This window comes from Psychroflexus salis (genome assembly GCF_014640175.1).
GTDB classification, from domain to species: Bacteria; Bacteroidota; Bacteroidia; order Flavobacteriales; family Flavobacteriaceae; genus Psychroflexus; species Psychroflexus salis.
On the sequence record NZ_BMGL01000009.1, the window covers coordinates 91,304 to 103,308 of the forward strand.

General features: G+C 31.4%; 9 protein-coding genes. 7 read left to right on the forward strand and 2 right to left on the reverse strand.

Annotated features, from left to right (window positions below):
• Window position 1 precedes the first annotated feature (1 nt).
• The 5 genes from IEV63_RS08700 (at window position 2) to IEV63_RS08720 (ending at window position 4,745) form a co-directional block, all read left to right on the forward strand.
• Window positions 2-961 carry a YpdA family putative bacillithiol disulfide reductase gene (locus IEV63_RS08700; RefSeq protein ID WP_188406411.1) on the forward strand — a complete coding sequence of 320 codons (960 nt, stop codon included), beginning with the start codon at window positions 2-4 and terminating at the stop codon, window positions 959-961.
• Between the two features lie 61 nt (window positions 962-1,022).
• A complete protein-coding gene (locus tag IEV63_RS08705; protein ID WP_188406412.1) occupies window positions 1,023-1,922 on the forward strand; it encodes a hypothetical protein in 900 nt (299 codons plus the stop codon).
• Window positions 1,923-1,947: 25 nt separating this feature from the next.
• Window positions 1,948-3,012, forward strand: coding sequence for a flavin-containing monooxygenase (locus tag IEV63_RS08710; RefSeq protein ID WP_188406492.1), 1,065 nt, complete (start codon window positions 1,948-1,950; stop codon window positions 3,010-3,012).
• A 74-nt stretch (window positions 3,013-3,086) separates the two neighbouring features.
• On the forward strand, window positions 3,087-4,256 hold the full coding sequence (locus tag IEV63_RS08715; RefSeq protein ID WP_188406413.1) for a BamA/TamA family outer membrane protein: 1,170 nt from the start codon (window positions 3,087-3,089) through the stop codon (window positions 4,254-4,256).
• Window positions 4,257-4,268: 12 nt separating this feature from the next.
• Window positions 4,269-4,745: a DUF4174 domain-containing protein gene (locus tag IEV63_RS08720; protein ID WP_188406414.1), complete on the forward strand. Its 477-nt coding sequence runs from the start codon at window positions 4,269-4,271 to the stop codon at window positions 4,743-4,745.
• A 137-nt stretch (window positions 4,746-4,882) separates the two neighbouring features.
• Here the strand turns inward: IEV63_RS08720 and IEV63_RS08725 are convergent, their stop codons facing one another.
• Both IEV63_RS08725 and IEV63_RS08730 read right to left on the reverse strand, forming a co-directional pair.
• A complete protein-coding gene (locus IEV63_RS08725) occupies window positions 4,883-7,066 on the reverse strand; it encodes a glutamine synthetase III family protein (protein WP_188406415.1) in 2,184 nt (727 codons plus the stop codon).
• A gap of 112 nt (window positions 7,067-7,178) precedes the next feature.
• A complete protein-coding gene (locus IEV63_RS08730; protein ID WP_188406416.1) occupies window positions 7,179-8,123 on the reverse strand; it encodes a calcium/sodium antiporter in 945 nt (314 codons plus the stop codon).
• Window positions 8,124-8,314: 191 nt separating this feature from the next.
• Here IEV63_RS08730 and IEV63_RS08735 point away from each other — a divergent pair, with 191 nt between their 5' ends.
• Both IEV63_RS08735 and IEV63_RS08740 read left to right on the forward strand, forming a co-directional pair.
• Window positions 8,315-8,677 carry a BlaI/MecI/CopY family transcriptional regulator gene (locus IEV63_RS08735; RefSeq protein ID WP_188406417.1) on the forward strand — a complete coding sequence of 121 codons (363 nt, stop codon included), beginning with the start codon at window positions 8,315-8,317 and terminating at the stop codon, window positions 8,675-8,677.
• 2 nt (window positions 8,678-8,679) lie between these two features.
• On the forward strand, window positions 8,680-12,003 hold the full coding sequence (locus IEV63_RS08740) for a M56 family metallopeptidase (protein ID WP_188406418.1): 3,324 nt from the start codon (window positions 8,680-8,682) through the stop codon (window positions 12,001-12,003).
• Window positions 12,004-12,005: the final 2 nt, after the last annotated feature.

The window sequence follows — 12,005 nt, forward strand, 5'->3', positions numbered from 1 at the left end:
TATGTTAGATGTATTGATTATTGGTGCAGGTCCAATTGGAATAGCGTGCGCATTAGAAGCCAAAAAGAATAATTTAAATTATATAGCTGTAGAAAAAGGCGCTTTGGTTAACTCACTGTACAACTATCCTTCTAATATGACATTTTTTTCTACTTCAGAAAAATTAGAAATTGACGAAATTCCATTTATTAGTAACAATTCTAAGCCTACTAAACAAGAAGCATTAGAATATTACCGTAGAGTAGCTACAAGTAATCAATTAAACATTAATTTGTTTGAAGAAGTAATTGAAGTTGTAAAAAAATCAGACTACCATTACCAGATTGTTACAAATAAACAAACCTATAATACTAAAAATTTAATAGTTTCAACAGGTTTTTACGATATACCTAACCCGCTTAATATACCTGGCGAAGACTTACCAAAAGTAAGTCACTATTACCGAGATCCACATTATTACAGCATGCAGAAACTAGTAGTGGTTGGCGCCAGTAATTCTTCGGTAGATGCAGCTTTAGAAACCTATAGAAAAGGAGCAGATGTTACCATGATTGTTCGTGGAGAACAAATTGGCGAACGCGTAAAATATTGGGTAAGGCCAGACATCATCAATAGAATTAAAGAAGGAAGCATCAAAGCATATTTTAATGCAGAGCTAAACCAAATCTTTGAAGACAAAGTAACTTTTAAAGATGAAAATGGTAAAATTCAAACCTTAGAAAATGATTTTGTTTTAGCTTTAACAGGATACCAACCCAATTTTAGTTTTTTAGAAAAATTAGGAATCGAAATTAATAAACAGCAAAAATATATTCCAACTTACAATGAAGAAACTATGGAAACCAACCAAAAGGGCATTTATTTAGCAGGGGTAATTTGCGGTGGACTAGAAACCCATAAATGGTTCATTGAAAATTCAATTATTCACGCAGAAAAAATTATAAAGGCAATTAAATCTTAAATTTAACCGAAAAGCAATTAAGTATTTATCATTTCTTCATTTCATTAGTTAAATTTATAACATGAAGAAATTAGATTTACGTTTTCGACAATTACAAAACCAGCTTTTGTCTGAAAAAAATAGCGAAAAGGCAGAGCAAGTAATTGTTTATATAGCTATTGTTTCGTTTTTAATTCATTTGGCAATAATTGCCGTCGTAGACTACAATTTTTTAAACCTGGGTGCTTTTCAAGAGTTAACAATCAATCCAATTTCGGCACTTTACACCCCATTTTCAATTATATTAATTTACGAAGTTTATTTGTTGGTTTTTTACCTACCAAAATCGATTACCAATTATATAGGCAAACAGTATGAAATTATTACGCTTATTTTAATTCGAAAAATATTTTACGACTTATCTAATTTAGAATTTTCTGAAAATTGGTTTTCTATCCAAGGTGATTTGCAATTTACAATCGATATACTAGCCACACTAGTGCTGTTTATACTTATCTACTTCTTCTACAAAATTGACCAAAAAAACAAATCAAAGAAAACCAGCTTAAGCTTAAAAACAGAAAGACACATTAAAGTAAAACGCTTTTTTGCCAGCATCTTAATTCCTATAATTATTGGTCTAGCTATATATTCATTAAGTAATTGGGTATATAACACGGGCTTAAATCCTGAAGCTGTGGGTACTTCCTTGAAATCCTTAAACAGTATCTTTTTCGATGATTTTTTTACCGTTTTAATCTTAACAGATGTTTTACTTCTGTTATTTTCATTTTTACAAACCAACCAATTTAGCCGAGTAATTCGTAATTCGGGTTTTATTATTTCTACAGTACTCCTAAAAATTTCGTTTTCTGCAGATGGTATTTTAAACACTATTTTAATTGTAGTAGCCGTTAGCTTTGGTGTACTTATACTACTGATTTACAACAAATTTAATCAACTTGAAGCCTCTACGAGATAATGCTTATATTTGTGGTATGAAAGGAATTTACGATTACATTATTGTTGGAGCAGCACAAGCTGGACTATCCATGGCTTATGAATTAAAACAACTTAATAAAAAAATTTTAATCTTAGACAAAGAAAGTGAAGTCGGGGCGTCATGGTTAAGGCGTTGGGATTCACTAAAATTATTTACTCCAACCGAATTTAACAATCTTAAAGGATTAGAATTTCCAGCTAAAAAAGGCCATTATCCCAATAAGTATGAAGTGGCAGATTATTTTAAAAAATACGTTGCTAAGTTTAATTTTCCGCTACAACTCAACACCTTAGTAGAACACATCGATAAAAAAGATGGTATTTTTAAACTAACAACAGACGATGGAGATTTTTTTGCCTATCAAGTGGTTATAGCTACCGGACCTTTTCATATTCCTTACACTCCAAGATTTTCAGAAAAAATTGACTCAGATATATACCAAAGTCATAGTAATTATTACAAAAATCCTGATAAATTAAACGATGGTCCTTCCCTGGTAGTTGGTGCTGGCGATTCAGGTTATCAAATTTTAGATGAAATCTCTGAACACACAAACCACAAGGTATATTTTGCCGGAGATACAAACGTAAGTACGCTTCCACAAGAAATCATGGGCAAAACATTATGGTGGTGGTTTACCAAACTAGGTTATTTAGATTTCAGCAAAAAATCTTGGTTCGGCAAATACATTAGCCAAGGTAAACAACCCATAATAGGCACAGACGTAAAAGGAATTTTAAAGCGTAAAAATGTAATTCCTGTTGGAAAGTGTTTAAATGCTGAAGAAAATACTATTGTAACTGAAAAAAAAGAAATAAACGATATAGAAAATATTGTTTGGGCTACAGGATACCGGCCTAACTTTACTTGGATTGATGGTTTAGAATTAGATAAAGATGGCTACCCAATACACGAACGTGGTGTAAGCAATATTAAAGGGCTTTACTTTATTGGTCTGCCTTGGTTGCATACACGTGGTTCTGCAACACTTGGTGGAATTAAAAAAGATGCCACTTACCTAAGCGAATTTATACAACAACAAAAAGAAAATAAAGCTGAGTTTGCTTAAAATAAATATAAATCAACTTAAGCTTGCAATACATAAACTTTGCTTACTTTTAAAATTTGCAATTTAACAAATACATGAAAGTATTTAAACTACTCATCATTTTAGTTTTAAGCGTATTTTTTGTGAGTTCAACACAGGCTCAAAAAAAAGTTAAAAACCAAGTTGTAGATTATTTAAAACGCGTTTTAAAAGACACTGTTTCTGAAGAAAAATCGCAATTTATGATGTACCCAACTTTGGGTTATGAACCAGAAACCAGCGTTGAAATTGGCTTTAGTCCACTGTACGTTTACTATGCTAATGAAGATGTAAACAATCGCCTAAGCGAAATTAGCGGATTTGTATTTTATACCCTAAAAAATCAATTTGGTGCTCGGTTTGAGCACGCTATTTATACTGATAAAGACCAATGGTTTTTTTTAGGCGAGTTTGAATTTCAACGTTTCCCTCTTCAATATTATGGTATAAGAAATGAATTAGATGAAGTTCCTTTAGATTATGCTTCCATTGTAGATGCAAGGCAGTTTAAAATTAAAGAACGGGTTTTAAGGAAAATAGCCAATAATTTTTTTATAGGTTTCGAAGCTGATTTTAGAAGTTTAAGCAAAGTTGAATTTAAAGCCGCTGAAGGACAAGATCAATTAAACATCGATTTACCTTTTGGTGCAGAAGGAACTACAAATTTAGGTTTAGGTGTTGGCTTAGTTTACGATGAAAGACACAATGTATTAAATGTACGAGATGGTTTTTTTAGCGAATTGGGTTATGTAAAATTTAATCCGTTTTGGAAAAGCGATGTAGATTACCACAATATAGTGACCGATACTCGATTTTATAAATCTTTCAACAATAAAAGGAATGTAATAGCTGCTCAGTTTTTAGGCGAATTTAATTTTGGTGGCGATGTACCTTTCAATCAGTTGGCACTCATGGGTGGGCAAAATATGATGCGTGGATATTTTTTAGGAAGATATCGCGACAACCAAATGTTAGCTACTCAAATAGAATATCGCATGTTACCACTAAAACTTGGTTTTACAAAACGCTGGGGAGCAACCGTTTTTTCAAGTCTTGGAACTGTATTTGATGAATTTTCAAAAATAGACAACTACGATTTAAAGTGGGCTGTTGGTGGCGGTATTCGCTTTTTATTGTTTCAAAACAAAGACATTTATGCTCGTTTAGATTATGCGATCACTCCAGATGAAAATGGTTTTTATATTACAATCGGAGAAGCCTTTTAAAACATTCAAAAAATGAATAAAGTATTTTGTATTCTGTTCTTATGTATTATTGGGAGTTTAAATATAAATGCACAAGCTACTAAAGATAAAGAACGCCGCTGGCTAGTTTTGCTCTCGCCCGAAGATGAACATCCGCAACTGCAAAAACAAATTGATGCTATTCAAGCTAATCAAGATGCAGCTATTGAAAGAAAAATTGGTGTAATTCAAATTACCAATCAAGAGACCAAAGCCATATTTAATTCTCCTATAAAAAACTTCAACTTAGCAGATTCATTTCAAAACTTGCAAACCAAAGATTCAGATTTCGAACTTGTTCTTATTGGTTTAGATAATAATACTAAACTGAAAAGAACAAAGGCAATTGATGCAGACGATTTATTTAAATTAATAGACCGTATGCCAATGCGTAAAGCCGAAATTCAACAAAAAAAAAGAAAAGAACGTTTGGAAGAAAAACGAAAAAACGAACACCAAAAAAGTAAATAGTTATAAAAACTGAGCACTTTTTAAATTTTTCAGATTTTCAAAACCGTATTATTTTATTCTCAGTGTAAAACATCAGACATTAAAAAAAAACCTTCTGGAATTACAGAAGGTTTTTTTTGTTAGAACAATACATTAATTTATTTTGTAAACAACATTTCTCTGTATTTAGTTAATGGCCAAATTTCATCATCTACCATTAATTCTAATTTATCACAATGGTAACGAATTGTATCAAAAAATGGTTTCACCTCATCGCAGTACGCATGAGCACGTTTAGTTGCATCTTCTATGGCATTAGCTTCTTTTCGAGCTTCAATCATTTGGCTTGTAGCTTTATTGATGTTTTCAATATGGTTTGAAATGGCTTCAATAATACTCATTTGTTCTTTGGCTATTTCTTTAAAAGAATTTCCGTAGATTTCTTTTAAGCCTTTCACATTTTTAATCAATACATTTTGATAACTAATAGCAGTAGGAATAACATGATTTCGGGCAATGTCTCCGATTAAACGGCCTTCAATTTGTATTTCTTTAGAATAGTCTTCAATTTCAATTTCGTAACGTGCTTTAATTTCTACTTCGTTCATAATTTGCAAACTAGTGTACAAATCAATAGCTTTTTGTGAAATTTTAGGTTGCAGAGCAGTTGGAGTAGTTTTGTTGTTACTTAAACCACGTTTAGCTGCTTCATCTTCCCAAGCTTTTCCATAACCATCACCTTCAAAACGAATTTTCTTAGAAGATTTAATGTATTCTCTCAATATATTGAAAATCGCATCGTCTTTTTTCATTTTTTTATCGATTAAAGCATCTACTTCTGCTTTAAATTCAATAAGTTGTTTAGCTACCATTGCATTTAAAGTAGTCATTGGGTCAGCACAGTTTGCTGTAGAACCAACTGCGCGTAATTCGAATTTATTTCCTGTAAAAGCAAAAGGAGAAGTACGATTACGATCTGTATTGTCTAATAAAATTTCTGGAATTTTACCCACTACATTCAACTTTAAATCTGTTTTCTCTTCTGGCGAAAGTTTACCATTAGTTACTTTTTCTAATTCATCTAAGACTTTAGTTAATTGTGAACCAATAAACACTGAAATTATAGCTGGTGGCGCTTCATTTGCACCTAAACGATGATCGTTTGAAGCTGATGCAATAGTTGCTCTTAAAATTTCTTCATTATCGCAAACCGCTTTAATGGTGTTTACAAAAAAGGTTAAAAACTGTAGATTTTTCATTGGTGTTTTACCAGGACTCAATAAGTTTGAACCCGTATCGGTTGCTAAAGACCAATTATTGTGTTTACCACTTCCGTTTACATTAGCAAATGGCTTTTCATGAAATAGCACCTTAAAGTTATGTCGGTCGGCAACTTTATCCATCACATCCATAATTAAAGAATTGTGATCTACGGCTAAGTTAGCTTCTTCAAAAATAGGAGCTAACTCAAATTGATTAGGAGCAACTTCGTTGTGTCTAGTTTTAACTGGAATACCTAAATACATACATTCAGTTTCTAAATCACGCATAAAATTTAATACACGAGCAGGAATCGAACCAAAGTAATGATCGTCTAATTGTTGACCTTTAGCTGGTGCATGACCAAGTAAAGTTCTACCGGCCATCATAATATCATGTCTAGATGAAGCTAGTGCAGAATCGATTAAAAAATATTCTTGCTCCCAACCTAAAGTAGCAGTAACTTTCGTTACTTTTCTATCAAAATATTTTGCCACATCGGTAGCAGCTTTATCTAGAGAACTTAAAGAGCGTAAAAGTGGTGTTTTATAATCGAGAGCTTCACCAGTGTACGAAACAAAAATAGTTGGAATACATAAAGTGGTTCCCCAAACAAAAGCTGGAGATGTTGGATCCCAAGCCGTGTAACCACGAGCTTCGAAGGTGTTTCTAATTCCTCCATTAGGAAAACTAGAAGCATCGGGTTCTTGTTGAACTAATTGTCCTCCATTAAATTTTTCAATGGCAGTACCATCGCCAAATGTTTCAAAAAAAGCATCATGCTTTTCTGCAGTAGAACCAGTTAAGGGCTGAAACCAGTGTGTATAATGCGTAGCACCTTTAGCTATTGCCCATTCCTTCATCCCTGTAGAAATGTGGTCTGCTAAATCTCGGTCTATTTTGCTACCGTTTTGTATCGCATCCATTACAGACTTATAAGAATCTTTGGTTAAATGTTGTCTCATGGCAATTTCGCCAAATACATTTTTACCAAAAATTTCAGAACGTCTTAAGTTTTCTTCAACCGGAATTGGTTTTCTTGAAAGCGTTTCTTTTAAAGCATTAAATCGAAGTGTTGCCATGTTTTATAATTTTATTTAATACAAAAATATAAAAAATCAAAACACCCCCTGTTTTTTTATAGGTTAAATTATTAAAGTATAATGAATTTATATTACAACCCCTATTTTTGAACTAGAAAGCCACCAAATAAATAAAACTTAAATAAAAGGCAAATAATAAAAAGCCTTTGTATCGGGATAAATTCATTTTTGGAGCTATAAAACTTAGGGGCAATAAAATAACAGAAACGCCTATCATCCAAACCATATCCTGGCTTAAAATTTCTGGTGAATTAATTGGAATAGGCAAAATAGTGGCTGTAATTCCTAACACAGCAGCAATATTAAAAATATTTGAGCCGATTAAATTTCCCAACGAAAGTGCTTTCTCTCCCTTAAATGCAGAAATTACAGAAGCTGCTAGTTCGGGAATACTTGTACCAACGGCAATCATAGTTATGGCAATAACTCGATTACTTACACCTAATGTTTCAGCTAAATTTACAGCTCCTTTTACCAATAATTCAGACCCAAAATACAAGCCTAAACCACCAATAAATAACCAAACTATAATTTTAAAGTAACTTACTTCTTGCAAATTCTCATCTACTTCTGCCGGTACATTTCCTTTACTTCCTCTACTCCTTTTTATTAAATAAAATAAATAGATCATAAGTAGAGTAATAAAAATAAGACCTTCAATTCTACTTATCTCATTTCCTGTGTACATAAAATAATAGAGCAGTGCCGAAAAGCCTAGCATGACTGGCCAGTTTAGTCTAAAAAAGTCTCGATCGATAAACAAGGGAGCGATAATAGCTGTAATTCCTAAAACTAAACCAATGTTAGCTATATTAGAACCCACCACATTTCCAATGGCAATTTCGGGCGAATTTTTTAAAGCCGCTTGTACACTTACTAAAAGTTCTGGTGCTGATGTTGCAAATGAAACTACTGTTAAGCCAATAACCATTCTAGAAATATTCAATTTAAAAGATAAACCTACAGACGACCTAACCAAAAATTCACCTCCGACCACTAACAATAAAAGACCTATAAATATAAATAGTATGTTCATAAATTATTCAAATTCAATTAGCGAATATAGTAGAATAATTGTTTTTATAAGAAGCTAATGCAAGAGAAAAATAAGATGAATAATCTCTTCAATAAAAGAATGAAAACTATTTTTTTAGTTATTAAACTATAATTATAGTTGTACAACTGCTTTTTTAGTTTATATTTGTAAAATAAATTTATAATTTTTTTATGCAACTCCCCAAACTCACTCAAAAAGAAGAAGAAATCATGCATGTAATTTGGTCTTTAAAAAAAGCATTTGTTAAAGAAATAGTTGAAAAACTAGAAGAAAAATTACATTACAACACAGTCTCTACTATTGTTAGAAATCTAGAAGACAAAGCTTTTGTTGGTCACGAAGCTTTTGGAAAAACTCACCGTTACTATCCGTTGGTAGAAAAAGACTCCTACACCAAAGAAGTTTTAAACTCTACTACTCGGAAGTTTTTTGATGGCTCCTACAAAAATTTGGTTTCCTTTTTTGCCAAAGAAGAAAACATCAGCACCGAAGACTTAAAAGAAATTATTCAACTTATTGAAAAAAATAAATAAGTATGGAAACCTTAATCTACTTAGCAAAATCTGCCGCTCTACTGAGTATTTTTGTATTAATTTATAAACTCTTTTTAAGCAAAGAAAGTTTTTTACAAACCAATCGATTTTTCCTTTTGGCTGGATTAGTTTTAAGTTTTGGCTTGCCACTACTTAATATTACCCAAATTGAACTGATTGAAGTTGAAATACCAATGCAAGAATCCTTCGGCAATACCATAAGTTATTCAAATGAACATTCAATTCCTATAAATTACGTTGATGAAATTCCAGAAGTTATAGAAGCTTCATTTTGGGAACAAATTACTTGGCAAGATGCCTTGTTATTTGTTTATATTTTAGGAATCATTTTCTTTACAGGAAAGCTTATTTACCATAGTGCCGTTTTATTGAAGCTGCTTCAAAAAGCAAAAAAAGTGAAGAAAAATGGAATTTGTTATATGGAAACCGAACAAGAAATTGAAGCTTTTTCATTTTTCAATATCATGGCTTACAATCCCAATTTGCTTAGCGAAACCGAATTAAAAATCATTAAAACCCATGAAGCAATTCACATTAAAGATGCGCATTCCATCGATATGTTGTTGGGTAATTTAGCTTGTATTATACTTTGGTTCAACCCATTATCTTACATTTATCGTTCGGCTATAGATGAAAATTTAGAATACATCGCCGATGCCAAAACAGCTCAAAAAACCAAGTCGATTAAACAATACCAATACACCTTACTGAATTATTTCGCTTTAGAAAGCAACATGCAATATGCCAGTTACTTTTTTAAACAATCATCTTTAAAAAACAGAATTATGATGCTCAACAAAGAAAAATCTTCAAAACAAAAATTAATAAAATACAGCTTCATTGTACCTTTTATACTTGGTTTTATTTGGCTTTTTCAAACTGAAACCATTGCCAAAGAAGTGATTATTGATGTAAATGCTAAGAAGGATATTGTTGAAGCATCTTCAAGTAAATTTAATACTTCAAATAATAAGAATAATGCTAAGCTTTTAAATGAAAATAATTCAGAAAATTTTCAACAAGACACGCTAAAAACTAGTTCTCATCTTGATAACATCAAAGCAAAAATCACCAAGACAACTACTCAAGATGGACTAGACCAACTTGAGAAATTTTTTGCTAAACAACAGCAAAAACTTAAATTTTCTAGGGTAAAACGAAACAAAAATGGAGAGATTACCCGCATTAAAATCAAATTTTCAGATGATGCGAATGGACTTGAAAAGGAATTGGTAGTTTCTGGAACTGAACCAATAAAAAATTACGAAGTAATTAGAAATTTTAAAAATGATACTGCTGAAATTGTAGAATTTAAAGAACCTGAAAAAGAGTTATACAATTTTTTAAATGAAGCTACTCAACTAATTATTAATGGTAATTTATATACAAAAAACAAGCCTATTGCCTTAACCGACATTGTTATAAAAGAAGTAAAAACCAGTACGGTACTTTTTAATGGCAAAAAAAATGAAGAGCTAAACCTTAGTATTGAAGCAACAGAATTAGAAGAAACCGAAGTATCTGAAATTTACAAATTATTTGAAAATGATGATAAGGAGCGAGAAATCTTCATTTTTAAAACCATTGAAGGCCTTCGTGAAAACGATGTTAGCCTAATGCGATTGGAAATGAATATTCCCAAAGAAAAATTTGCTGCTCAATTTGAAAGTGGTTACGACAAAACACCAAAAAAAATAGTACACACTTCGGTTTATGTAGAAGTTGTGCCAGACTTACAAGAAAAACTTAAAAACCATATTCAAAACGGGAAACAAATTAAGTTAAACGGAAAGAACTTTAATGCAAAACAACATAAAGGACAATTTATTTTAATGGAAAACTTCAGCTTTAATGACGATGTGCTCGAAGTTACAGGCGAAGTAAAAAATTATGGATTTGGAGATCACAAACTTTTCAATTCTTACGAAAACAAATTATCTACTGTTTTAAATATTGATGAAGATGGAAAAATTGCGGTTAAAAACATGTATAAAAACAATGAAACAAAATCCTTTGTCTCGGATGTTTCATATGCTGAAAACAGAAAGCAATTAACCAACTTGTATGAAAAAGCAGAATTTGTATACATCAACGATAAAAAAGTGGCTAAAGCAGATTTAATGAACAAAGTGCTTACTTATCAAAATTTCAACATCAAAAATAACGAGTTATACTTTACCGATGCTAAATTAAGACCTAACGAAACCAATAAAGGAATAGCAAGGATTTTAATTCAGTTGCTAAAAGACAATGAAAAGCCAAACGAAGAGCAAAAGGTAATTTGGTTTAAAAGTGAAAATGAACTAGAAATGGCAAGCATGAGTGGAGTAATCACTTCATCAAACCAAGAGCTTAATTTTAAAGCGAAATCAGAAATTAGCTATTCTAATGAAGAAACCTACAGTGAAAATGACATTCAAACTTACTTCAACAAAGCCAATCAAGTTTTTTTAGATGGCAATGAAATTCAAAAAAGTGATTTACACACAAACGTCCTTGTTTTTGGAGAAATTGAATTAAAAAACAATCAATTATTTTTTAAAGACACCGATTTTTATGAAGATATTGAAGCTGATAATTTTAATAAAGTAATTGCAAGAACTATTCTCTATAAAAAAATGTTGAGAAATAGAAGCATCATTTGGTTCGAAAATGAAAATAAATTACGTTACAAAAAAGGGAACACGGCCTTTTATGCTTCTCCAAAAGTTGAAGATACGTTTATACTAAATAATGATGTTGCTGTAGATGAAATCAATTTTATCGATACAGTTGATGCAAAAGAGCAGCCTATTTATGTTGTGAATAATAAAGTTGTGAATGATTCTATATTTAGAAATATTAAACCTAATGAAATTAAGTCGGTTTCTGTATTTAAAAACTTCAATACTTTATCTAAAGAACTGCAATCCAATAAAGCTATAGATGCTAAAAATTTTAATGGTTTGGTAAAAGTAGATTTAAAAGACGAAGCATATTACAACACGCATTTTAAAATTTCAATAACTAAAAACAAAGATGCTTATAGCATGCAATGTACAGAAGGTTGTGCATGGGAAGAGTTGACTTTTGATTTAAACCGATTTACTTCGCAATACATTAATGCATTTGGCGTAAGCGGAATTCTTCCAGACAAAAATGAAACTTCCGACCGCTTGGCTAACTTTCAATTTAAAATGAAAGAGAAATCAAATCAAGTTCAACTAACCAAATTAAATGGAAGCCATTGGGAAGAACTGAGTTTTAGCATGCAAGAAGGCGAAACCTACGAACTCACTCAAAATGGAATTTTAAAACAAAATTAATC